The following is a 21,414-nucleotide window of genomic DNA, read 5'->3' on the forward strand; positions in this document are numbered from 1 at the left end:
GCGCCTAGTCGCGCGGCTGCCAGACCTTCAACAGCGTGTGGCGGGTGAAGCCCGGCACGAAGTCGTGCACGTGGCTGATGCAGGCGTAGCCCAAGTGCTCGTACATCTCGGCGGTCTCGTCCAGCACCGTCTCGATCAGCGCGTCGACGCACCCTCGTTTCAATGCCATTGCTTCGAGCTGGCGCAGGCAATCGCCGCCGATACCCTGCCCACGACGGTCCGCGTGGACCCACAGGTAGTTGACGTAGAGGCGCTGGAACTCGGTGCGCCCGGAGGCGCCGGCGATCAACTCCTCGCCGTCATACAGCGCCACGGCGATGTCTTGCGCATCGCTGCCCTGCGCCTGTTGACGTCCGTAGCGGATGACGCCGTCGCGAAGCAGCTCGAGGTCGCGCTGGGTGACGGCGCCATCCCGGCGCCATTCCCAGCCAGCGCCCTTCGTCGATGCCATCAGATGTCGTTGACGTCCGGACCGGTCAGGCCCAGCGACTCGTCCACGCCCAGATGCACATTCATGCTCTGCACCGCGGCACCGCTGGCGCCCTTGCCCAGGTTGTCCAGACGGGCCATCACGAGGATCTGCTGCTCGCTGCCGAACACGAACAGGTCGACGTTGTTCGTGTCATTGCAGGCCTGCACATCGAAAAAGCCCATGGCCAGCGTGTCCGCATCGCGCAGCGGTTTCACGTGGATGAAGCGCTCGCCTTCGTAGTGGGCGGCCAGGGCGTCGCGGACCTGTTGCGGCGTCGTGCCGGCGCGAAGCTGGCTCAGGTGCAGCGGCGCGGTCACCGCCAGGCCCTTGTAGAAGTTGGAGACGATGGGCATGAACACCGGCGCCGTCTTCAAGCCGGTGTGAGCCATCATTTCCGGCAGATGCTTGTGGGCCAGGCCCAGCGCGTAAGGCCGCGGCGCGATCAGCTTCGGATTCCCGCCCGCCTCGTACTCCGCGATCATGGATTTGCCGCCTCCCGAGTAGCCGGTGATCGACGTCGCCGTGACCAGCGCGTCGGGCGACAGCAGGCCGGCATCGACCAGCGGGCGCACCGCCAGGATGAAGGCGCTGGCGTGGCAGCCCGGGTTGGCGATTCGCTTCGAATCGCGGATCGCGGCACGCTGGCCCTTTGCCAGTTCCGGAAGACCGAAGGCCCAGCCCGGCGCGGTACGGTGCGCGGTGCTGGCGTCAATCAGACAGGTCTTGGGATTGCTGACCATGGCCGCGGCTTCCCGCGAGGCGGCGTCAGGCAAACAGAGGAAGGCGACATCGGCGGCATTCAGCAGTCGCGCGCGCTCGGCGGCATCCTTGCGCTTGTCGGCGTCGATGCGCAGCACCTCGATGTCGGCGCGCTGCGCCAGATATTCATTGATGCGCAGGCCGGTCGTGCCTTCCTGCCCGTCGACATACACCGCGTACTTCATCGCCGCTCCTGCAAAATCCGCTGCCTCCGGGACCCTCCCGAAGAAAGCGCGAAGCATAAGGCCAACCGATGTCAACACACGCCATTCCGCCGAATGACCCGGACCTCTCCCCGATCACGCGGCCCGTCTACCTGCTGCCGGGGTGGTTGAACTCCGACCCCGATCACTGGCAGAGCGAATGGCAACGCCTTCACGGCGACAGCCGGGTCGAGCAGAACGACTGGGAGTGGCCACGCCGCGGCGACTGGATGGCCCGGCTTGACGAAGTGCTGCAGCAGGACGGTCGCCTGCACGACCAGCCGGCGCTGCTGGTCGCGCACAGCCTCGGCTGCCAGTTGGTGGCAGCATGGGCGGAGCATTCGGCCCACACGCGGCTGGTGGCCGGCGCGCTGCTCGTCGCGCCTCCCGACACCGAGCGCGAAGAGATGCCCCCGCAGCTGCACAACTGGAGGCCGATCCGGCGCCCGCGGCTGCCCTTCCCCGCGATCGTCGTCGCATCGAACGACGATCCCTTCTGCACACCGGAACGTTCCGCCGGCATGGCGGCAGACTGGGGCGCGGAGTTCGTGCTGGCAGGACCGCTGGGACATCTCAACGCCGCGTCCGGCCTCGGCGCGTGGCCGCAAGGGCGCGAGATGCTGAAGCGTCTGGCCGGCTGACACAGCCGATCAGGCGACATCCGACATCGGGCCGACGGCCCTCCCCGGAATCACGGAGAATCGCGCCCCATGGCGACAAAGAAACCCAAGGGCCTGGGCATGGGCCTGGAGGCCCTGCTCGGCCCCAAAGTGAGCGACGCACCGGCGGTGCGCGAAGGCGAACCCGGCGTGCTCCCGCTGGCGCAGATGCAGGCCGGCAAATACCAGCCTCGCACCCGCATGGATGAAGGCTCGCTCTACGAGCTGGCCGAAAGCATCAAGGCGCAAGGGATCATGCAACCGATCCTGGTGCGTCCGATCGCGCCCAACGGCGCGGTCCGCTACGAGATCATCGCGGGCGAACGGCGCTTCCGCGCCGCGAAGCTGGCCGGCCTGGCCGAGGTGCCGGTGCTGGTCAAGCCGGTGCCCGATGAGGCCGCCGCCGCGATGGCGCTGATCGAGAACATCCAGCGCGAGGACCTCAACGCCCTGGAAGAGGCCCAGGGCCTGAAGCGGCTGGTCGATGAATTCGGACTGACCCACGACCAGGCGGCGCAGGCGGTGGGCCGCTCGCGCAGCGCGGCCTCCAACCTGCTGCGCCTGCTCAACCTGGCCGAACCCGTCCAGAACATGCTGATGGCCGGCGACATCGACATGGGCCACGCACGCGCGCTGCTGGCGCTGGACGGCGCCCACCAGATCACCAGCGCCACAGAGATCGCCGCGAAGAAGCTCAGCGTGCGGGAGGCCGAGAAGCTGGTCCAACGTCAGCAGGGTGGCGGCCGGCAGGCGCCGCTGCTGCGGGTGAAGGCGAACAAGAGCCGGGACGTGCTCCGACTCGAGGAAGAACTTTCCGACCTGCTGACGGCGCAGGTGGAAATCCGCGTCAAGAAGAAGACCAAACGCGGCGAACAGGGTGAGGTCGCGATCAGCTTCGGCTCGCTCGATGAACTGAACGGCTTGCTGCAAAAACTGCGTCCCGCCGGCGCGGACGAGTGACGCCGCGCGCGGCCTCCCACGGAGGCTCGCCGATCGGCCAATCCGCAAGAATGGCACGCGGGATGCGTGCTGTCTTCTTCGTACTTCCCACAGGTGCCCCACGTCGGGGGATCGTCAACTTTCGCGCTTCACAGGCGTTGGACATGGGAGTACAACGGGGTCATGTCTTGCTATCGCGCATCGCTTCCGATGGGCGTAGCATGACCCGGTAAAGCCGTACCGCGCTCAAGGTCGTCGATCGGGACCTTGCACAGGACGGCGGACTTTGGACCAGCATGGGCTGGCCGTTTGCTGAATGCTTGCTGAGCTCGGAAAGCTCTGATGACGCCTTGAGTCATGGACGTCGCCAGAACTTCCTGGACGATGCGAGGTCCGTTGTCGCACGGACGCGCGTCGCCTCCCAATGAACCACCCTGGAGGTCAGCATGGATGTGATCAGCCATTTCGCGGCACGCTACGAACGCAGCAAGGTCGAAGAACTCACGCTGGAGGAGTACCTCGACGAGTGCAAGCGCAATCCCCTCGCCTACGCCACCGCCGCCGAGCGCATGCTCAAGGCGATCGGCGAGCCGCAGATGCTGGACACGCGCAATGACTCGCGCCTGTCGCGGATCTTCCAGAACAAGGTCATCAAGATCTATCCCGCCTTCGCCGAGTTCTACGGCATGGAGGACGCGATCGAGCAGGTCGTCAGCTACTTCCGCCACGCGGCGCAGGGGCTGGAAGAGAAGAAGCAGATCCTGTATCTGCTGGGCCCGGTCGGCGGCGGCAAGAGCTCGATCGCCGAGCGCCTCAAGCAGCTGATGGAGCACGTGCCGTTCTACGCGCTCAAGGACAGCCCCGTGAACGAGAGCCCGCTCGGGCTGTTCGATGTCGTCGAGGACGGCCCGCTGCTGGAACGCGAGTACGGCATCCCGCGCCGCTACCTCAACCGCATCCTGAGCCCGTGGGCGGTGAAGCGCCTCGACGAGTTCGGCGGCGACATCCGCAAGTTCAAGGTCGTCAAGCGGCTGCCGAGCGTGCTCAAGCAGATCGGTGTCGCCAAGACCGAACCGGGCGACGAGAACAACCAGGACATCAGCTCGCTGGTCGGCAAGGTCGACATCCGCAAGCTCGAGACCTACGCGCAGGACGATCCCGACGCCTACAGCTATTCCGGCGGCCTGTGCCTGGCCAACCAGGGCCTGCTGGAGTTCGTCGAGATGTTCAAGGCGCCGATCAAGGTGCTGCACCCGCTGCTGACCGCGACGCAGGAAGGGAACTTCAAGGGCACCGAAGGCTTCGGCGCGATCCCCTTCGACGGCATCGTGCTGGCGCACAGCAACGAAAGCGAGTGGAAGACCTTCCGCAACAACAAGAACAACGAGGCTTTCCTCGATCGCATCTACATCGTCAAGGTGCCCTACTGCCTGCGCGTCAGCGAGGAAGTGAAGATCTACGAGAAGCTGATCCGCGGCTCCTCGCTGGCCGAGGCCAAGTGCGCCCCCGGCACCTTGAAGATGATGGCGCAGTTTGCGGTGCTGACCCGGCTGAAGGACCCGGAGAACTCCAGCGCCTTCAGCAAGATGCAGATCTATGACGGCGACAACCTGAAGGACACCGACCCGAAGGCCAAGTCGATCCAGGAATACCGCGATTACGCCGGCGTCGACGAGGGCATGGCCGGCATCTCGACGCGGTTCGCGTACAAGATCCTGTCGAAGGTCTTCAACTTCGACTCGACCGAGGTCGCCGCCAATCCGGTCCATCTGATGTACGTGCTCGAGCAGCAGATCGAGCGCGAGCAGTTCCCGCAGGAGTCGGAACAGAAGTTCGTCGGCTTCATCAAGGAGGTTCTGGCACCGCGCTACGCCGAGTTCATCGGCAAGGAGATCCAGACCGCCTATCTGGAAAGCTACAGCGAGTACGGCCAGAACATCTTCGACCGCTACGTGACCTACGCCGATTACTGGATCCAGGACCAGGAGTACCGCGACACCGACACCGGCGAGGTCTTCGACCGGTCGGCGCTGAACGCGGAGCTCGAGAAGATCGAGAAGCCCGCGGGCATCAGCAACCCGAAGGATTTCCGCAACGAGATCGTCAACTTCGTGCTGCGCGCGCGCGCCAACAACGCCGGCAAGAACCCGCTGTGGACCAGCTACGAGAAGCTGCGCACGGTGATCGAGAAGAAGATGTTCTCCAACACCGAGGAACTGCTGCCGGTGATCAGCTTCAACGCCAAGGCCAGCGCCGACGAGGCGAAGAAGCATGAGAACTTCGTCCAGCGGATGGTCGACAAGGGCTACACGCCGAAGCAGGTCCGGCTGCTCTGCGAGTGGTATCTGCGCGTGAGGAAGTCGAGCTGAGTCGAACGAATGCCACCGGAAAGGTCCCCCTCATGACAGGCCTTCAACAAATCATCGATAGACGGCTGTCGGGCAAGAACAAGTCGATCGGGAATCGGGAGCGCTTCCTGCGCCGCTACAAGGACCAGATCCGCGACGCGGTGCGGCGCGCGGTGGACAAGCGCGGCATCCGGGACATGGAGCGCGGCGAGGATGTCCAGATCCCCAAACGCGACCTGAGCGAGCCCGTCTTCAGCCACGGAGAAGGCGGGACCCGCGAAGTCGTGCGGCCCGGCAACACGGAGCACATCAAGGGTGACCGCATCGGCAAGCCGCAGGGCGGCCAGGGCGGGGGCGGCGGCTCTCAGGCGAGCGACTCCGGCGAGGGCGAGGACGACTTCGTCTTCCACCTCAGCAAGGAGGAGTTCATGCAGGTCTTCTTCGAGGACCTGGCGCTGCCCAACCTCGCCCGCACAACGCTGGCCGAGACCCCCGAGTACAAGACCGTGCGGGCCGGCTACGTCACCGACGGCACGCCGACCAACCTGCACGTGGTGCGCTCGATGCGCGGCGCGTTGGGGCGTCGGATCGCGCTGGGCATGGACAAGCGGCGCGAGCTCCACGAACTCGAGACCCGGCTGCTGACCCTCCAGCAGGAAGAGGACCAGCGCCGCCCCGAGATCCAGGCGCTGATCGCGGAGACCGAGGCACGCATCGTGCTCCTGCGCCAGCGCCTGTCCAACATCCCGTTCCTCGACCCGATCGACCTGCGCTTCCGCAACCGCATCAAGGTGCCGCAGCCGACGACGCGGGCGGTGATGTTCTGCCTGATGGATGTCTCGGGCTCGATGGACGAAAGCCGCAAGGACCTGGCCAAGCGCTTCTTCATCCTGCTCTACCTGTTCCTGACGCGGCACTACGAGAAGATCGAGGTCGTCTTCATCCGCCACCACACCCAGGCGCAGGAAGTCGACGAGCAGAACTTCTTCCACGCCACGGAGACGGGCGGCACGGTGGTGTCGTCGGCGCTGGTGATGATGGAAGAGATCATCCGCGCGCGTTATCCGGCCGGCGACTGGAACATCTACGGCGCGCAGGCCAGCGACGGCGACAACTGGCACCACGACAGCGGCCGCTGCCGCGAATTGCTGGCCGACAAGATCCTCCCGCTCTGCCGCTACTACGCCTACGTGCAGGTGGCGGAGGCCGAGCAGAACCTCTGGGAGGAGTACGCCAAGCTGGAGCAGGAGGTGCATCACTTCGCCATGCGCAAGGCGGTCGACGTGGCGCAGATCTATCCGGTCTTCCGCGACCTGTTCAAGAAGGAAGGGGCGACCGCGTGACCGCGGCGCCGGAGGGCATCACCATGAGCAGCCTGGAGAATCGCCGCAATGTCGGTGTCGGCGTCGGTGCTAACGAATACGGCGGCCGCCGTGTCCGCGCGCCATTGACGCAGATGCGGCCGCTGGAGAAGCGGCCCGACCATCCGCTCCCGTCGCCGAGCGACTGGACCTTCGAGCTCGTCGAGCAGTACCACGACGTCATCCGCCAGACGGCCGAGCGCTATGGGCTGGACACCTATCCGAACCAGCTCGAGGTCATCACCGCCGAGCAGATGATGGATGCGTATGCGTCGGTCGGGATGCCGGTGAACTACCGGCACTGGAGCTACGGCAAGGAGTTCATCTCCACCGAGCGCAACTACAAGCGCGGCCAGATGGGTCTGGCCTACGAGATCGTCATCAACTCCGACCCTTGCATCGCCTACCTGATGGAGGAAAACACGATGGCGATGCAGGCGCTGGTGATTGCGCATGCCTGCTACGGCCACAACAGCTTCTTCAAGAACAACTACCTGTTCCGGATGTGGACCGACGCGTCGTCGATCATCGACTACCTGGTCTACGCGAAGAACTACGTCGCCGACTGCGAGCAGCGCTACGGCCTCGACGCGGTGGAGTCGACGCTGGACTCGTGCCACGCGCTGATGAATCACGGCGTCGACCGGTATCGCCGGCCAGCCAAGCTCTCGCTCGCGCAGGAGCAGGCGATGCGCAAGGACCGCGAGTCCTATGCGCAGCTGCAGGTCAACGACATGTGGCGCACGCTGCCGCGGCGTATGGAGGACGAGGCCAAGGAAGAAGAGAAGCGCCGCTTCCCCAGCGAGCCGCAGGAGAACCTGCTGTACTTCATCGAGAAGAACGCGCCGCTGCTGGAGCCGTGGCAGCGCGAGATCGTGCGCATCGTCCGCAAGATCGCGCAGTACTTCTATCCGCAGCGTCAGACGCAGGTCATGAACGAAGGCTGGGCGACGTTCTGGCATCACAAGCTGCTCAACACCATGTACGACGACGGCTACCTGTCGGACGGCATGATGATCGAGTGGTTGAAGTCGCACACCAACGTGGTGGCGCAGCCGGCGATGGCGCAGCTCAATCCGTATGCCTTGGGATTCGCGATGTACACGGACATCAAGCGCATCTGCGAGAAGCCGACCGACGAGGACCGCGAGTGGTTCCCCGCGATCGCCGGCAGCGACTGGCTGCCGACGCTGGACCACGCGATGCGCAACTTCAAGGACGAGAGCTTCATCGCGCAGTACCTGAGCCCGAAGATCATGCGCGATTTCCGGCTGTTCTCGATCCTCGACGACGAGCATCAGGCGGAGTACGAGATCTCCGCGATCCACGATGAACAAGGCTACCAGTACGTGCGGCAGGCGCTGTCCCGGCAGTACGACCTGTCCACGCGCGAGCCCAACATCCAGGTGTGGAACGTCAACCTGCGAGGCGACCGTTCATTGACGCTGCGCCACCAGCAGCATCAGGACCGCCCGCTGCATGACGGCGCACAGGAAGTGCTGAAGCACGTCGCCCGACTCTGGGGATTCGGCGTCCAGCTCGAGAGCGTCAATGCACGCGGCGACGTGTCACGCCGCTGGAGCGTGCCGGCACCTCAGCACTGAGATTCCGGGCCCGTCAGGCGAAGATCTTCCCGGGATTCATGATGTCGTTCGGATCGAGCGCCCGCTTGAGCGCTCGCATCTGATCGACCGCGCCCTCCCCCGCCTCCTGCAGCAGGAATCCCTGCTTGTGCAGGCCGATGCCGTGCTCGCCGGTGCAGGTGCCTTCGAACGCGATGGCCCGGGCCACCATCTGCGCGCTCAGGCGCTCGGCGGTGTCGCGCTCCGCGGGAATGGCCGGATCGATCAGGTACCCCATGTGGAAGTTGCCGTCGCCGACATGGCCGACGATGAAGTACGGCAGCCCGCTGGCCTCGACCTCCTCGACCGAGACGTTGATCGACTCCGCCAGTCGAGAGATCGGCACGCAGGTGTCCGTCGTCACCGCCCGGCAGCCGGGCTTCGTCTGCAGCGCCGACAGGTAGGCGTGATGCCGCGCGGTCCAGAGTCGCGTGCGCTCCTCCGGCGTCGTCGCCCATTCGAAGCCGGTGCCGCCGTGCTCGGCCGCGATCTCCTGCACCGTCGCGGCTTGCTCCGCGACACCGGCCTCGGAGCCGTGGAACTCCATCAGCAGCATCGGCGCCTCGCGCAGGCTCAGCTTGTCATGGCGGTTGACCGCCCGGACGGCATGCGCGTCGAGCAGCTCGCAGCGCGCGATCGGCACGCCCATCTGGATGATCTCGATCGTCGTCCGGACGGCGGCGTCGATCGATTCGAAGGAGCACACCGCCGCCGACACCGCTTCGGGCAACGGATACAGCCGCAGCGTGATCTCGCAGATCGCGCCCAATGTCCCCTCGCTGCCGACATACAAGCGCGTCAGGTCATACCCCGCGCTGCTCTTGCGGGCCCGGGAACCGGTACGGATCAGCCGGCCATCCGGTGTCGCGACGGTCAGCCCGAGCACGTTCTCCTTCATCGTCCCGTAGCGCACAGCGTTCGTGCCACTCGCGCGCGTCGCCGACATCCCGCCGATCGAGGCATCCGCGCCCGGGTCGATCGGAAAGAACAAGCCCTGATGACGGACCTCGGCATTGAGCTGATTGCGCGTCACGCCGGCCTGGACGGTCACCGTCAGATCCTCGGCATTGACCCGCAGGATGCCCTTCATCCGAGACAGATCCAGGCTCACGCCGCCCTGCACCGCCAGCAGATGCCCTTCCAGCGAGGTCCCGGCGCCGTAGGGGATCACCGGCACGCGATGCGCGTTGGCCAACGCCAGCACCGCCGCCACCTCTTCGTTGCTCTCGGCAAAGACGACGGCCTCCGGCGGTGGCACGTCGAACGGCGACTCGTCGCGACCGTGCTGCTCGCGCAACGCCATTGCGGTGCTGCAGCGATCCCCGAACCGCGCCTTCAACGCGTCCAGCATCGCCGCCGGCATTGGCCGCGGCGCATGGGACGGCTGATGGGCCGACGCGTGTGGCGTCGGAGGGTCACCGAGTTCTCGAGGCGCATTCATCGCTGTCTCCTGGTTCCACGCGGTCCGATGCGGAGGAACTCCGTGGCCGGTGTTGTCCGGTCGATTCTAGGAAGCGCGGTCGCTGCATCCGCTTGCATCGTCGCGCTTGCGTCGCGACCCGCACAGTGACAGCATGGACGGACCGCGCGCTGGCTCGCGCGACATGAGGAGTCCGCCATGTCCCATCTGTGGTTATGGACGATCTGGGCCCTGCTACTGGCGCTGCTGGTGGTCGCCACGCTGCGCATGGATTGGCTGAAGGTCTGGTGGATGGATCAGCTCCGCCACCTGCCCAACGACGCGGCAGCCCGCGACATCGATCCCGGCGTTCCCGCCGACGCGCCCGAACCGGGCACGCGCCCGCAGGCGCATCACGTGCCGAGACCTGTCGGCATTCCGCGCCACGCGGTCCACGACATCCACGGCCATTCGACCGGCATGTCCCACCACCGCCCGGTATTCCATCGCAGCGGCAGCCGGAACTGACGGATCTGACGGCGCTCGGTCCACGGGTCGGACGAGTTGCGGCAAGATGCCGGGTTTGCACTCCGCAGCCCGCGCGGCACCCGCCATGGCCAATCGACTCTCCCAGATCGCGACCCGCACCGGCGACGACGGCACGACCGGCCTCGGCGACGGCACCCGCGTCCCCAAGGACCATCTGCGCGTGCAGGCGATGGGCGATGTGGACGAACTGAATTCCCAGATCGGCGTGTTGCTGGCCGAGCCCCTGCCCGACGACGTCCGCGACCTGCTGGTCACGATCCAGCACGAGCTGTTCAACCTCGGTGGGGAGCTTTGCATGCCCGGCTACAGCCTGCTGAAGGAAGCCGCGGTCCTGCATCTCGACCAGGCACTGGCCGATCACAACGCCGCCCTGCCCCGCCTGGCGGAATTCATCCTTCCCGCCGGCACCCGCAGTGCCGCCATTGCCCATGTCTGCCGCACGATCGCCCGGCGCGCCGAGCGCGCCGTGGTCACGCTGGCAGCGCACGAGACGATCAACACCGCGCCGCGCCACTACCTGAACCGCTTGTCGGACCTGCTGTTCGTGCTGGCGCGCGTGCTGAATCGGGCCAATCTCGACGGCAAGGGCGGCGATGACGTCTACTGGAAAAGCGAGCGTCTGGCCCGATACGCGGCCGAAGAGGCCGCGGAACAAGCCCAGGAAGGCCCCGGGAACGCCTCCTGAGCGCCTGAACGGCCTCCCTCAGGCCACGGCGGCCGCCGCGGTCCTGAGGCGCTTCACGTAGGCCTCGCGCAGCGCGGGCGGCGCCACCACGTCGACCTGGCCGGCGTGCCGCAGCAAGTCCATGAGCAGCTCTGTCGCATCGACGAAAGGCAGCTCCAGACGCCAGCGTCCATCGGGCAACCATTCGCTGCGCTGTGCCGGATGCCATTCCTCGCTGGAGACCCAGGCCGCGATCTGCTCGCTGAAGATCACCGTCGCCCACTGCGGATCGCCGCCGGCGAAGATCCCGTAACCCTGGTCGAGTTCTCCCTCGAGTTCCTTGAGCGGCAGGCTGCGCGCCGCCTGATCCTCCAGCACGGCCGCATCCTCCATCGCATCGAGCGCGAAGCGTCTCAGCCCGTCGCTGGCGTGACACCACGCATCGAGGTACCACGTGTTCCGGTAGTGGACCAGGCGCTGAGGGGACACCTCGCGCTCGCTGACCGACCCGCCGCCGGGTCCGCGCTTGCGGTATCGCAGCTTCAGCCGCAGACGCTTCACGACGGCGCTTCCGACCGTCTCGAAATGCTCTGACGGCACCCGCCGCCGCGCCGTCGAGATCAGCTTGATGCGACGCGTCATTTCCTGCGCCTCGACCTCGTCGCCGCCGAGCATGCCGGTGAGCTTGTCCAGCATCGGCTGCAGGTGCCGGCTCAACAGTCCGTTCTCGTCGAGCCCGGCCATCATCTGATGCATGGTCAGCAGCGCGTGCAGTTCCTTCTCGCTGAACCAGACGCCGGGCAACTCGTGCCGCTGGCCGCGCCACTGCTGGCCGAAGCGATAGCCGTTCTCGGTGGCGTCGTACTCGATCGGGGCATCCATGCGTTCACGCAGGTACTGCAGATCGCGCTTGAGCGTCGCCGGCGACACCTCCAGCAGCTCCCGCATCTCTGCGAAGCTCACGCAGCCGCGACTGCGGATCAGCATTTCGATCTTGTAGAAGCGCTCGGTGCGGTCCATGCGGGTCCTCTCCTGACAGATCTGGGTAGTCGACCCTCAACTTTCTGTCGACTGGGGATGGGATGGCTCATTCTATGAGCCACCCAACTTGAATACTTGATCCCAAGCCTGAAGCAGTCATGCCCCAGGTCCCGGTTTCCAAGTCCTCAAGGAGAACCCACATGGTCGCCACGATCCACCGCAACGCCGACGACATCGCCATCCAGCAACTGCCCTTGCCGATGACCGCGGTCGACGACCTGGGTGACACGAAGGAGGAGACCGGGGCCTCGAGCCATGAGCGCGTCGGTTTCGAACTGGGCTGGGACTACGCCCACCACGGGCTGACGCCGCCGGTCGAGCAGCTGTTCCGTCAATCGCCGCTGCAGCAAGGCTGGCAACTGGGCCGGTCGACCTTCGGCGCGCGCACGCTGAAGTCGCACCGCCATACGCAGCTGTGGCTCTCGCTGCGCCTGCATGCCTGGCAACGCGGCCGCAGCTTCGAGACGCTGCTGGTCACGCCCAACTACCTGCAGCAGTTGGACACGACGCACTGCCCGGTCAGCCGCCTGGGGTTCAGTGACGAGGACGGGCACCCGCAGCGACGCTCGATCGACCGCGTGCGCGACGACGCCGGCTATGCGGCAGGCAACCTGGCCTTGATCAGCCACGCGGCCAATGTCGCGAAGCTCGACCGCGGATGGCAGCAATGCTGGGCGATGGCGCAGAGCCTGCGCCAGGGACCGATGACGATGGCCGGCGGACTGAACGCCGACGCCTGGGAACGCATGGCGATCCTGACGAGCTTCGTGACGCCGATGTCGCATGAACTGGCCGCACAGCTGCCGATGCTGGCCCTCCCGCCGAACCGCCTGCGGATGTTCAACCCGGTGCAGGCCTTGCAGGCCCTGGTCACTCGCCAACTGGCCACACCCGGATGGAGTCAGCGCCTGACGCGTCTCGAAGCACTGATGGCCGCGCAGCAACGCGCCGACTTTTCGAAGTTCGTCCTGGCGCTGGTCCCCCGCGTGCTGCGCTGCCAGTCGCTCACCGACCCGATGGACATCCGCTGGGCGCTGGAGGATGCGTGGCGCGATCCGCTGCTGCAGAAGCGCTGGACGCACTTCGCGCAACAACTGACCCCGGAACAGGCGGAACAGCTGGTGCAACGCGCCGCCAGCAAGCGGCTGAGCACCGTGCGCGTCCAGAGCCACGTTGCCCCCACGGACGGTTGGGCGCTGGAACGTCAGGGATTCCGATCGGCGGCCTGAACCCCACCGCGAGCTTCAGCCCGGAAGCCCCACGTGCAGCTTTTCAAGGCTGCCGTTCTGGTCCTGGAGCGCGACGTGGTAGCCCTGCTCCTTGAACCAGTCCGCCCACTGACGGGCGTGCGATTTCTGAGGGAGCCAGGGCCCGGTGCGGTCGAGGTGGACGCGATTGCCGCGGCGTTCGTAGAACACCACGCGCCACATGTTGCTGGGGATGCGGTCGTGGAAGCTGGACATATGCGACCGCGGAATCTAGCAAAGCAGCATGTCACGCTGGGAGGGGGGCAACACCTGGAACCATGCAGACATCGCACGGACCGTGCAGAGTTGCCGAGCCGCCTGGCTGCGACTGTTCGCAGACCATGCCGACAGCACCGAGTCGTCGCACAAGAGCAGTGAAGCACCCCCTTGCAGCGCGAGTTCGACGAGCGATTGCATCGACTCGGAAACGCCCGCGATCCTTGGTCCACGCGCCGGCTTCACGACCTCGGCATACGGCAGGAAGTCCGCGAGCAGTTCCTGTTGTTGCACCTCGGACAGCACAAGCTTCGGATAGGCAAGTGCCCGCATCAGCGTCGCCGCGAGATCAGGACTGACCAGTGGCCGCAGCACACCTTGCTGCCACGCACGGCGCAGGCCGAGCGCTTCACCCCCCGACATCAGCAACGCGCGCAGGATCAAAGCCGGATCGATGACGGCGAGCTCCGGCGCCGTCTTCTTCGATCGACGCGTCATGCGGATCTGCGAGCGGTCTTGCGAACGGCGGTCTTGCCCGTGGTGGCGGGCGTTTTCACGGCCTTCTCGACCTTCACGGCCTTGGCGGCAGGCTTCGCTGCCTTCGACGAGAACGCCATTGCCTTGGCGATGACGCCATCATCGAGCTCGAGTTCCGCCAGCTTGGCCCGGACCGCATCGCCGCGCTGGATGCGCACCGGCGTCAGCACCACCTGCCCCGCCTGCAACAGCACTTCGAAGTACTGCACGGGACCGAGCTTGTCGGTGACGCTTTTCGGCAGGGTCAGCTGGTTCTTGGACGTCAGCTTCGCCAGCACAGGCTCAGACCAGCGAACGTTGCAGGCGGAGCTGTTCCAGCGCGCGGCCTTCGACGTCGACGGCCTTGACGCTGTCCGTCTCGGCGCGGAAGCCGGCGAGCTCGAAGAATCGCATCGCACGCTCGTTGTTCTTGTAGGTCCACAGCGTGACGCGGGTGCAGCCTTCTTCCTGAAGACCTTCCTGAGCCGCTTCGACCAGCGCCTGGCCGACGCCCTTGTCCCAATGGGCAGGCATCGCGTACATGGCCCAGATCTCACCGGTCGTGGAGGGCGTGCCCTTGTCGCGGGAGCGGTCGAAGCCGACGAAACCCATCACCTCGTTGTCCAGGTGCGCGACCAGCACTTGCGGTTCGCACATGTTGATGGCTTCGCGCCAGTAGGCCTGGCGTTGGGCGACGGACAAGCCGTTCAGGGCGGTATCGGGCCAGAACTCCTTGTACGCGTCCTGAGCGGAACTCACCTGGATCTGGGCGATGGCCTTGGCATCACGCAGTGTGGCCGGGCGAATCTGAATACTCGACATACTTGGAGAACAAACGCATTTCGGGGAAAGGGCGGGATTGTCCCAGTCAATGCGACCAAACGGGGACCTTGACAGCAAATGTTTTGCTGATCTTGATCGCCGCAGGGGCGCATCGAGCCATGTCGCGCCACCAGGCTAACGACAGGCGAACTTCAAACCAGTGAAACCTGCAGATGACGCCGGAAGTCGCGGGCAAAACCGGTGGCGGCCTTATGCCAGTGAGGACGCGCCACGGCTTGCAAGCGCAGCAACAGCTCGTGTTCGACGCTCAGTTCCCCGAGAAATTCGGCGAGTTCGACGCCGATGTCGCGCTGCATCCGTTGCACCAGTTGAGCGGTGGTCAATGCGTCTGCGAGCGCGCGGTGGGCACGACCGTTATCCGGCAGGCGATGAAAGCGGGCGAGCGTACCCAACTTGCAGTTCGGAGAATCCGGATAGAGGCGACGAGCCAGCTTCACGGTACAGGCGAACTCGGGCGCAATGCGCGGCGAAGCGTCGGCACGATCAAGCTCATGCAGCCAGAAGCCGCGATCGAAGCTCGAGTTGTGCGCGACGAAGCCGCAGCCTTCGGTGAACGTCGCGACCTCACGCATGACCTTCGCCGCATCGGGTGCGTCCTCGACCATCTCGTTGCTGATGCCGGTGAGGCGCTCGATCATCGGGGGGATCCACGCGCCGGTGTTCATGAGGCTCTGGTACTGGCCGACGATCTCCCCGTCACGCAGCAGCACGGCGGCGATCTCGGTGGCTCGGCCTCCGCCTTGCGGGGAGTTGCCCGTGGTCTCGAAGTCGATGACGGCGATGGTGCGCTTCATGCGGTCGGAGCGGGATATTTCTTGGCGTTCATCGCGATCTTGCGATCGACCGCGGCCGGCACATCGATGCCGGCACGATCGGCGATCTGCAGCAGGTACATCAACACGTCGGCGATTTCCTCGCCCAGATGCTGATGCTCCTCGGGCGACAGCTGCCGAGACTCCTCGGCGGTCTTCCACTGGAAGATCTCGACGAGCTCGGCTGACTCCACGACCAGCGCCATCGCCAGGTTCTTCGGCGTGAGGTAGGGGTCCCAGTCGCGAGCTGCGGCGAAGTCGCGCAGCCGTCGTTGCAGGTCGGCTATGTCCATGGCTTCGCAGTGTGCAAGTCCGACGCGGCCTGCTCAAGCGCCGTGTGCGCTGCAGGCACACGACAGCAACGTCGCAAAGATTTTCTCGCCTCTGTTTTCAACATCAAGGTTTTAAATATCTCTTTAGTCGTCTTAGTAGAGGGACGATCTTTTTGTGGACAAGTCAGAAATTCCCTTTAGAACCAAAGACTTGAGCTGACTGAAACCTTGTGTGTGGAGGACCTCGTTGGCGTTGCACGGATCGACAACAACAGGTGACTCCCCGTGCCGGCCTGTGGAGAAGTGGCCAGTTGCCAGAAAGTTTTCCACAGCGTTGTTGGCTATACAGCGGCGTCCGACTTGCGCTAGCACCGACGGAAACGGGGATAACTTCCCCGTTCGCCTCAATCGATCCCGACCACCTTGTGCATCTGGATCGACAACTTCCATTGCGGATGGTCCATGCAATACGCAATGGCCGCCCTGGTGTTCTGCTTCTGCAGGATCGAGTCCATGGGCTGGAGGAAGAAGTGGTCGAAGGCCAGATCCGCGAAGCGTTCCGGCAAGGCCAAGGGCTGTGGATAAACCAGCTTCAACTCGTTGCCCCGGGTGAGCACGACTTCCGCATCGGCCTTGGGGCTGACGCAGATCCAGTCCAGGCCTTCAGGTGCGGGCTGGGTGCCGTTGGTCTCGACGGCGATCTCGAAGCCGTGAGCCTTCAACGCGGTGATCAACGGACCATCGAGCTGCAGCAGCGGCTCGCCGCCGGTACAGACGACGTACGGCGTGCCGGTCTTGCGGCCGTGCTCGTCCTTGGGCCACTTGGCGTCGATGGCTTCCGCGAGGGCATCGGCCGCGGCGAACTGCCCCCACCCTGCCCGTCCGTGCCGACGAAGTCGGTATCGCAGAAGGTGCAGACGGCCTTCTCCCGGTCCTGCTCGCGACCGGTCCACAGGTTGCAGCCGGCGAAGCGGCAGAACACGGCCGCGCGGCCGGCCTGAGCGCCCTCGCCCTGCAGCGTGTAGAACATTTCCTTGACGGCGTAGGTCATACCGGAATCAGCTCCTCGAACGGACCATGGCTGACGATCGCTCCGCTGCCACGGGTCTCGTACAGGTCGACGCGCTCCAGGGGCGGCAGCTGCGCCTTGGCCTGCTGCAGCACCCAGGCCGCGAGGCTGGCCGTGTCGGAATCCGGCAGGCCGGCGAGTTCATGCAGCGGGTGATGGTCGATCGCCTTGAAGATGGGATCGAACAGCAGCTTCACATCGCTGAAGTCCATGGCCCAGCCGTAGACCTGGTCCAGCGGCGCACTCAGGTGCAAGCGCAGGGTGAAGGTGTGGCCGTGGATGCCCGCCAGCGGATGCCCCGCCGGCGCGCGATCGAGCTTCACCGCGCTGTCGAGGGTGAACTCCTTCCAGATCCGGTAGCGCTCGCCGTCGAAGTTGGCGCCGCTCGAACCGGTTTCGTAGACGGTGACCCAGCTCAGCTCGGGCAGCTGTGGCTTCAGGCGTGCCCATAGCCAGGACGAGATCAGCTCGCTGGTCGGATTGGACAGGCCTTCGATCTCGTTCAGGCACTGGTAGTTCAACTGCGCATGGAACGGTGCCCACAGCTCGTCGAGGTGGTCGTAGTCGATGCTCAGGTCGCGCTCACCGAGATCCTGGTTGGCATGCAGGATCAGTTCGAACCCGTGACCGTGCATGCGGCCGCACTTGTGGCCCATCGGGACGTTGGGCAACTGATGGGCGGCCTGGAAACGGTATCGACGCCAGACATGCGCGTGACCGTTGGCGTCCAGGTCGACGCCGGAGTTCGATGTGCTCTGGATGCCGACCTGCGTGATGCCGGGGACCTTGAACTCGGTCTCGAGACGGTGCCGGATCCAGCGCGCGATGTTCTCGTCGGTCGGCTGCGTGATGTGCTGGTTCAGCAGCGCATGGTCGAGCGGGGCGATGCACCGTTCGAGGCAGTCGCGCAGCGCGCTGACTTCGCCTCCGGGGAACGGTGCCCAACCGGCGGGCAGTTCGGCGCGGACCGTGGCCAGATAGCTGTGACCATGCAGACCGCGCGAGCGGTGTCCTGGGGGGAGCGCGTCGATCTGACACGCTGACTCGAACCCCGCCGAGGCGGTGAAAAGTGAAGCGGGAGAGGCAGGTAAAGCAGACATTCCGAGAGTGTGACATGCCCGCTTTTCTTATCTTCTTGTATTGAATATCTTCTTGGTCGTATTAGTAGGTGTTCGCGGGTTCGTGTGGACAACGCCCGAATTGCTTGTCGGAACAAGGACTTGCGAGCAGGGCAATGGTGTGGGCCGAACCCGGTGCAACTGCGGGATGGAAAGACAACAAGTTCTGGCGCCGCGGAACCGATGTGGACAACCTGCCAGTTGTTCATCGCTCATCCCCAGGGTTGTGCACAGGCCCGCCGATCAAGACAAGTCGTCCGTCAGGACGAAAAAAGCCCCGCGATGGCGGGGCTTCCTGAGGGTGTGGAAGCGAGTTCCGAGGGTCACCTCTTGTCCCCCTTGTCCGGCCAGATGCTCTCCAGCATCTGCGCCAGGCGGGCGCCGCCCTTGATGACGTTCAGACGCGTCTGCTCGAGGCTGCGAGCGTCGTAGCCCGCCGGAGGCGTGGCCAGCCAGCGTGGACCTCGCAGGCTCTGCTGGCGGGCGCCGAAGCTCATGCCGTCGAACGCATCGCGCGCCCCCAGCAGCGACTCGCTTGCCCACTGCACGGGCCAGTCGTTCGGATTGCCCGTCGCTGGCGGCACGTCCTTGGCCAGTGCGGGCATCGCCGCCAGTTGCTCGGCGCTCAGCCGACCCGGCAGCCCGTCCCAGAAGCTGTGCAGGTTGCCGCCCGGGGTGCCGTCCGGCTTCGGCAGCGTGATGGCGTTCGCGCCCACCGTGTGCGTCTGCGCGTCCGCCCCCTGCGTGTCCGGGTCATACGGCTTGCCGTCCGCGTCCAGGTACAACGAACCCATGTGCAACGGCTGGTGCATGTCGCCAATCGCATGCACGACCAGCGCCAGCGCCTCCCGTTCGTTGAAGTCCATCGGTGGTGTCTGTTTGCCGGTCTTCAGCACGAGGATCGCCGCCTTCAACGCCGGCACCAGGTCATGATCACTGGTGCCGATCGCACCGGGGATGTAGCGGCCACGCTGGATGGCGACGTTGGCATAGTGGTACTGCTTGTTGCAGGACTCCTCGCCCGGCTTGGGCTGGCACTGCTCGAAGTTGCGCTTCACGTAGTCGCGCATCCGGGCTTCTTCCTCGGCGTTGTTCTCGAACACCGCGCACTCGGCGAAGCGACCGGTCACGGCGTACTTGAAGTCGTTGCCGGTGTCGATGCCTTTCACGCAGTCGTCCCACACGGCGATGTCACGCAGCGAGACCGGACCGAGGATGCGCTTGACCTCGGTTTCGGCGCGGTGGCCCTTGATCAGCTGGGCGGCGATCTCACCGACGGTGTTGTGGCCGACGGCCCCGAATCCGAAGGCCTGACCGCAACAAACGGCCATCAGCGACAACGCGGCCAGGCCGCGCGCAAACGATTTGGTCATGACAAGAAACCCATGTCGAACGATGCGCCGGCGGCGGCCGGCAGGGGATGGCGGATCGTGCACGGGGCTCCGTGACAGCCTTCAACGGAGATTCCCGCGTGACGGCGCCGGCGGGGCGCATCGCGCAGCGGCGACACCGGCTTTACCTCCGCTTTACCGCTCTCGCCCTCCCCCGCCCTCCCACGCCTCTTATGCGGCCAGCGCATGTTGATCCATCAAGCGCTTCGTTCGGCAAATGAGCCCCGCTGCCTAAGCTGGTCCCCATCTTTTCAGGAGCCCCTCACATGACCATCACCGCCATCAACGTCCGCAACCAGTTCCGCGGCACCATCAAGGAAATCGTCGAAGGTCCGGTCGTTTCGGAAGTCGACGTGCAGACCGCCGGCGGCCTGATCGTCACGTCGGTGATCACGACGCGCTCGGTGAAGGAGCTCAACCTGACCGTCGGCAAGGAAGTCGTCGCGCTGGTGAAGTCCACCGAGGTGTCGATCGCCACCCTGTGAGCCGCTGGCCCGAGTCAAGCAGGAGATCGCCATGGCGCTCTACCCTCTCCGTGCGACACAGCACAACGGCAGCGCCGAGCCGCGCCTGCTGATCATCCCCGGCCTGCACGACAGCGGGCCGGCGCATTGGCAGAGCTGGCTCGAGCAGCAGTACCGCGACGCGCACCGGGTGCGCCAGCGCGATTTCAGCCATCCGGATCTGGAGCGCTGGTCGGAGCGCATCCATGCGCGCATCGACAACGCCGGCCCCGGCGAATGGATCGTCGTGGCGCACAGCTTCGGCTGCCTGGCGCTGGCGCATCACCTGCAGCGTCATCCGGACTCGCCGGTGCGCGAGGCGCTGCTGGTCGCGCCGGCGGAGCCGGACAAGTTCGGCCTGGCGGAGAGCCTGCCGCACCAGCGACTGGGTCGTCCGACGGCACTGATCGCCAGCCAGAACGATCCCTGGATGAGCGCATCGAGCGCGCTACGCTGGGCCACGCGCTGGGGCAGCAGCTACAGCAACATCGGCCTGGTCGGACACATCAACACGGAGTCCGGCTTCGGTCCGTTCCCGCTGGCCAAGCGTTGGGTCGAGGCCGCCAAGGCCCGTGCCGCGCGAGAGCGCCGGCCCGAGCGCGCCGGCATCCTGGAGTGGTCGTTCTCGGTCTGAGCAAGGCCTGACCCGCGATGAACCGCGGTGAGCCGCGGTCGCAAGACACCCTCCTCCGTGGAATCCCTGTCAGGGGCGCGGGGTCTCGCGCCGGACACCTTCCGAGGCTATGGTGATTCTCCATTCGCGAACGAATCCAGGAGACACCGATGCCCTTCACCATCCGTCTGCACCGCGTCCTGAAAGCACCGCCGGCACGCGTCTATCGCGCCTTCACCGATGCGGCCGCGATGTGCAAATGGCTGCCGCCGCATGGCTTCACCGGCACCATGCATCATATGGATCCGAGGGTCGGCGGCACCTGGCGCATGTCGTTCACCAACCTCTCGGCCGGCGGGTCGCACAGCTTCGGCGGGGAATACCTCGAGCTCGAGCCCGGGAAGAAGCTCCGCTACACGAGCCGTTTCGACGACCCCAATCTGCCCGGCGACATGACGACGACCATCGAGCTGACGGCCGTTTTCTGCGGGACCGAAATGAACGTCACGCAGGAAGGCATCCCCGATGTCATCCCTGCCCAAGCCTGCCATCTGGGCTGGCAGGAGTCGTTGATGCTGCTTGCCCAACTCGTCGAGCCCGATATTCCGAACGGCTGATTCCGGCGTTCATTCCTGGCAGGGGTTGTCAGGCTCTCAGCGTTTTTGTGCGATGGTTTTTGCGCTTTTTGAGGTCCCTGGACACCGCTTGGCCAAGCGCGGGCTCTCCACGGGGCATGGGGGATCCCTCCTGGACCCCCAAGCCCCATTCCGGCCCCACTCGCACCCGCTGACCTCCCCT

General features: G+C 65.5%; 23 protein-coding genes and 1 pseudogene. 11 read left to right on the plus strand and 13 right to left on the minus strand.

Translation table 11 applies throughout. From position 1 onward, the window contains the following. Positions 1-4: 4 nt before the first annotated feature. Together ACFJIX_RS07490 and argC are read right to left on the minus strand one after the other, a co-directional pair. On the minus strand, positions 5-451 hold the full coding sequence (locus tag ACFJIX_RS07490; protein ID WP_377158819.1) for a GNAT family N-acetyltransferase: 447 nt from the start codon (positions 449-451) through the stop codon (positions 5-7). Next, complete coding sequence (gene argC, locus ACFJIX_RS07495) at positions 451-1,416, minus strand: N-acetyl-gamma-glutamyl-phosphate reductase (protein WP_377158821.1); 966 nt, start codon at positions 1,414-1,416, stop codon at positions 451-453. Before argC ends, ACFJIX_RS07490 begins: the two co-directional genes overlap by 1 nt. Before the next feature lie 68 nt (positions 1,417-1,484). On the opposite strand from argC, the gene ACFJIX_RS07500 reads away from it, so the two are divergent. The 5 genes from ACFJIX_RS07500 (at position 1,485) to ACFJIX_RS07520 (ending at position 8,345) form a co-directional block, all read left to right on the plus strand. Next, entirely contained in the window at positions 1,485-2,075 is a 591-nt protein-coding gene (locus tag ACFJIX_RS07500) for an RBBP9/YdeN family alpha/beta hydrolase (RefSeq protein WP_377158823.1), read from the plus strand. Between the two features lie 69 nt (positions 2,076-2,144). Further along, the gene (locus tag ACFJIX_RS07505; protein ID WP_331614092.1) at positions 2,145-3,053 is read left to right on the plus strand and encodes a ParB/RepB/Spo0J family partition protein; all 909 of its coding nucleotides are present in this window, start codon (positions 2,145-2,147) and stop codon (positions 3,051-3,053) included. Positions 3,054-3,478: 425 nt separating this feature from the next. Further along, complete coding sequence (locus tag ACFJIX_RS07510; RefSeq protein WP_377158825.1) at positions 3,479-5,401, plus strand: PrkA family serine protein kinase; 1,923 nt, start codon at positions 3,479-3,481, stop codon at positions 5,399-5,401. Positions 5,402-5,433: 32 nt separating this feature from the next. Further along, positions 5,434-6,723 carry a YeaH/YhbH family protein gene (locus ACFJIX_RS07515; RefSeq protein ID WP_377158827.1) on the plus strand — a complete coding sequence of 430 codons (1,290 nt, stop codon included), beginning with the start codon at positions 5,434-5,436 and terminating at the stop codon, positions 6,721-6,723. A gap of 113 nt (positions 6,724-6,836) precedes the next feature. Then, on the plus strand, positions 6,837-8,345 hold the full coding sequence (locus tag ACFJIX_RS07520) for a SpoVR family protein (protein WP_377161664.1): 1,509 nt from the start codon (positions 6,837-6,839) through the stop codon (positions 8,343-8,345). A gap of 13 nt (positions 8,346-8,358) precedes the next feature. On the opposite strand, the gene ACFJIX_RS07525 is transcribed toward ACFJIX_RS07520, so the two are convergent. Beyond that, positions 8,359-9,804 carry an FAD-binding oxidoreductase gene (locus ACFJIX_RS07525; RefSeq protein WP_377158829.1) on the minus strand — a complete coding sequence of 482 codons (1,446 nt, stop codon included), beginning with the start codon at positions 9,802-9,804 and terminating at the stop codon, positions 8,359-8,361. A gap of 177 nt (positions 9,805-9,981) precedes the next feature. Here ACFJIX_RS07525 and ACFJIX_RS07530 point away from each other — a divergent pair, with 177 nt between their 5' ends. Together ACFJIX_RS07530 and ACFJIX_RS07535 are read left to right on the plus strand one after the other, a co-directional pair. Continuing rightward, complete coding sequence (locus ACFJIX_RS07530; protein ID WP_377158831.1) at positions 9,982-10,290, plus strand: hypothetical protein; 309 nt, start codon at positions 9,982-9,984, stop codon at positions 10,288-10,290. A gap of 85 nt (positions 10,291-10,375) precedes the next feature. Continuing rightward, positions 10,376-10,996, plus strand: a complete 621-nt coding sequence (locus ACFJIX_RS07535; protein WP_377158834.1) for a cob(I)yrinic acid a,c-diamide adenosyltransferase — start codon at positions 10,376-10,378, stop codon at positions 10,994-10,996. 18 nt (positions 10,997-11,014) lie between these two features. Here ACFJIX_RS07535 and ACFJIX_RS07540 read toward each other — a convergent pair whose 3' ends face one another. Then, on the minus strand, positions 11,015-11,995 hold the full coding sequence (locus ACFJIX_RS07540; protein WP_377158837.1) for a helix-turn-helix transcriptional regulator: 981 nt from the start codon (positions 11,993-11,995) through the stop codon (positions 11,015-11,017). A 161-nt stretch (positions 11,996-12,156) separates the two neighbouring features. Here ACFJIX_RS07540 and ACFJIX_RS07545 point away from each other — a divergent pair, with 161 nt between their 5' ends. Beyond that, positions 12,157-13,245, plus strand: coding sequence for a hypothetical protein (locus ACFJIX_RS07545; protein ID WP_377158840.1), 1,089 nt, complete (start codon positions 12,157-12,159; stop codon positions 13,243-13,245). A gap of 15 nt (positions 13,246-13,260) precedes the next feature. Here the strand turns inward: ACFJIX_RS07545 and ACFJIX_RS07550 are convergent, their stop codons facing one another. The 9 genes and pseudogenes from ACFJIX_RS07550 to ACFJIX_RS07590 form a co-directional block, all read right to left on the minus strand. Beyond that, positions 13,261-13,479, minus strand: coding sequence for a hypothetical protein (locus ACFJIX_RS07550; protein ID WP_377158843.1), 219 nt, complete (start codon positions 13,477-13,479; stop codon positions 13,261-13,263). A 15-nt stretch (positions 13,480-13,494) separates the two neighbouring features. Continuing rightward, positions 13,495-13,977 carry a putative toxin-antitoxin system toxin component, PIN family gene (locus ACFJIX_RS07555; RefSeq protein ID WP_377158846.1) on the minus strand — a complete coding sequence of 161 codons (483 nt, stop codon included), beginning with the start codon at positions 13,975-13,977 and terminating at the stop codon, positions 13,495-13,497. Beyond that, entirely contained in the window at positions 13,974-14,294 is a 321-nt protein-coding gene (locus ACFJIX_RS07560; RefSeq protein ID WP_377158849.1) for an AbrB/MazE/SpoVT family DNA-binding domain-containing protein, read from the minus strand. The genes ACFJIX_RS07555 and ACFJIX_RS07560 overlap by 4 nt, the downstream gene beginning before the upstream one ends. 4 nt (positions 14,295-14,298) lie before the next feature. Next, complete coding sequence (locus ACFJIX_RS07565) at positions 14,299-14,817, minus strand: GNAT family N-acetyltransferase (protein ID WP_377158852.1); 519 nt, start codon at positions 14,815-14,817, stop codon at positions 14,299-14,301. A 152-nt stretch (positions 14,818-14,969) separates the two neighbouring features. Further along, the gene (locus ACFJIX_RS07570) at positions 14,970-15,632 is read right to left on the minus strand and encodes a PolC-type DNA polymerase III (protein ID WP_377158854.1); all 663 of its coding nucleotides are present in this window, start codon (positions 15,630-15,632) and stop codon (positions 14,970-14,972) included. Next, positions 15,629-15,943, minus strand: a complete 315-nt coding sequence (locus tag ACFJIX_RS07575; RefSeq protein ID WP_377158857.1) for a nucleotide pyrophosphohydrolase — start codon at positions 15,941-15,943, stop codon at positions 15,629-15,631. The genes ACFJIX_RS07570 and ACFJIX_RS07575 overlap by 4 nt, the downstream gene beginning before the upstream one ends. Before the next feature lie 383 nt (positions 15,944-16,326). After that, positions 16,327-16,973: pseudogene (gene queE / locus ACFJIX_RS07580) on the minus strand (7-carboxy-7-deazaguanine synthase). Then, on the minus strand, positions 16,970-18,091 hold the full coding sequence (locus ACFJIX_RS07585) for a 6-pyruvoyl tetrahydropterin synthase family protein (protein ID WP_377158859.1): 1,122 nt from the start codon (positions 18,089-18,091) through the stop codon (positions 16,970-16,972). Before ACFJIX_RS07585 ends, queE begins: the two are co-directional and overlap by 4 nt. A 341-nt stretch (positions 18,092-18,432) precedes the next feature. Next, positions 18,433-19,482 carry a S1/P1 nuclease gene (locus tag ACFJIX_RS07590; protein WP_377158862.1) on the minus strand — a complete coding sequence of 350 codons (1,050 nt, stop codon included), beginning with the start codon at positions 19,480-19,482 and terminating at the stop codon, positions 18,433-18,435. A gap of 284 nt (positions 19,483-19,766) precedes the next feature. Between ACFJIX_RS07590 and ACFJIX_RS07595 the strand changes: the two genes are divergently transcribed. The 3 genes from ACFJIX_RS07595 to ACFJIX_RS07605 all read left to right on the plus strand — a co-directional run bounded on the left by ACFJIX_RS07595 (position 19,767) and on the right by ACFJIX_RS07605 (position 21,233). Next, positions 19,767-19,985 (plus strand): molybdopterin-binding protein, encoded by a 219-nt coding sequence (locus ACFJIX_RS07595; RefSeq protein WP_377158865.1) that lies wholly within the window; start codon positions 19,767-19,769, stop codon positions 19,983-19,985. Between the two features lie 31 nt (positions 19,986-20,016). Continuing rightward, on the plus strand, positions 20,017-20,637 hold the full coding sequence (locus tag ACFJIX_RS07600) for an RBBP9/YdeN family alpha/beta hydrolase (RefSeq protein WP_377158868.1): 621 nt from the start codon (positions 20,017-20,019) through the stop codon (positions 20,635-20,637). 149 nt (positions 20,638-20,786) lie between these two features. Next, a complete protein-coding gene (locus tag ACFJIX_RS07605; RefSeq protein ID WP_377158871.1) occupies positions 20,787-21,233 on the plus strand; it encodes an SRPBCC family protein in 447 nt (148 codons plus the stop codon). Positions 21,234-21,414: the final 181 nt, after the last annotated feature.

It is taken from the genome of Roseateles sp. UC29_93, assembly GCF_042695725.1.
GTDB lineage: Bacteria > Pseudomonadota > Gammaproteobacteria > Burkholderiales > Burkholderiaceae_C > Roseateles > Roseateles noduli_A.

What these genes read in the sequence shown, in the direction of transcription:
- ACFJIX_RS07545 (WP_377158840.1), top strand. Translation starts at nt 12,157, where the DNA reads ATGGTCGCCACGATCCACCGCAACGCCGACGACATCGCCATCCAGCAA.
- ACFJIX_RS07600 (WP_377158868.1), top strand. Translation starts at nt 20,017, where the DNA reads ATGGCGCTCTACCCTCTCCGTGCGACACAGCACAACGGCAGCGCCGAG.
- ACFJIX_RS07530 (WP_377158831.1), top strand. Translation starts at nt 9,982, where the DNA reads ATGTCCCATCTGTGGTTATGGACGATCTGGGCCCTGCTACTGGCGCTG.
- ACFJIX_RS07575 (WP_377158857.1), bottom strand. Translation starts at nt 15,943, where the DNA reads ATGGACATAGCCGACCTGCAACGACGGCTGCGCGACTTCGCCGCAGCT.
- ACFJIX_RS07500 (WP_377158823.1), top strand. Translation starts at nt 1,485, where the DNA reads ATGTCAACACACGCCATTCCGCCGAATGACCCGGACCTCTCCCCGATC.
- argC (WP_377158821.1), bottom strand. Translation starts at nt 1,416, where the DNA reads ATGAAGTACGCGGTGTATGTCGACGGGCAGGAAGGCACGACCGGCCTG.
- ACFJIX_RS07490 (WP_377158819.1), bottom strand. Translation starts at nt 451, where the DNA reads ATGGCATCGACGAAGGGCGCTGGCTGGGAATGGCGCCGGGATGGCGCC.
- ACFJIX_RS07510 (WP_377158825.1), top strand. Translation starts at nt 3,479, where the DNA reads ATGGATGTGATCAGCCATTTCGCGGCACGCTACGAACGCAGCAAGGTC.
- ACFJIX_RS07585 (WP_377158859.1), bottom strand. Translation starts at nt 18,091, where the DNA reads ATGTCTGCTTTACCTGCCTCTCCCGCTTCACTTTTCACCGCCTCGGCG.
- ACFJIX_RS07550 (WP_377158843.1), bottom strand. Translation starts at nt 13,479, where the DNA reads ATGTCCAGCTTCCACGACCGCATCCCCAGCAACATGTGGCGCGTGGTG.
- ACFJIX_RS07605 (WP_377158871.1), top strand. Translation starts at nt 20,787, where the DNA reads ATGCCCTTCACCATCCGTCTGCACCGCGTCCTGAAAGCACCGCCGGCA.
- ACFJIX_RS07555 (WP_377158846.1), bottom strand. Translation starts at nt 13,977, where the DNA reads ATGACGCGTCGATCGAAGAAGACGGCGCCGGAGCTCGCCGTCATCGAT.
- ACFJIX_RS07535 (WP_377158834.1), top strand. Translation starts at nt 10,376, where the DNA reads ATGGCCAATCGACTCTCCCAGATCGCGACCCGCACCGGCGACGACGGC.
- ACFJIX_RS07595 (WP_377158865.1), top strand. Translation starts at nt 19,767, where the DNA reads ATGACCATCACCGCCATCAACGTCCGCAACCAGTTCCGCGGCACCATC.
- ACFJIX_RS07515 (WP_377158827.1), top strand. Translation starts at nt 5,434, where the DNA reads ATGACAGGCCTTCAACAAATCATCGATAGACGGCTGTCGGGCAAGAAC.
- ACFJIX_RS07505 (WP_331614092.1), top strand. Translation starts at nt 2,145, where the DNA reads ATGGCGACAAAGAAACCCAAGGGCCTGGGCATGGGCCTGGAGGCCCTG.
- ACFJIX_RS07525 (WP_377158829.1), bottom strand. Translation starts at nt 9,804, where the DNA reads ATGAATGCGCCTCGAGAACTCGGTGACCCTCCGACGCCACACGCGTCG.
- ACFJIX_RS07540 (WP_377158837.1), bottom strand. Translation starts at nt 11,995, where the DNA reads ATGGACCGCACCGAGCGCTTCTACAAGATCGAAATGCTGATCCGCAGT.
- ACFJIX_RS07565 (WP_377158852.1), bottom strand. Translation starts at nt 14,817, where the DNA reads ATGTCGAGTATTCAGATTCGCCCGGCCACACTGCGTGATGCCAAGGCC.
- ACFJIX_RS07570 (WP_377158854.1), bottom strand. Translation starts at nt 15,632, where the DNA reads ATGAAGCGCACCATCGCCGTCATCGACTTCGAGACCACGGGCAACTCC.
- ACFJIX_RS07590 (WP_377158862.1), bottom strand. Translation starts at nt 19,482, where the DNA reads ATGACCAAATCGTTTGCGCGCGGCCTGGCCGCGTTGTCGCTGATGGCC.
- ACFJIX_RS07520 (WP_377161664.1), top strand. Translation starts at nt 6,837, where the DNA reads ATGCGGCCGCTGGAGAAGCGGCCCGACCATCCGCTCCCGTCGCCGAGC.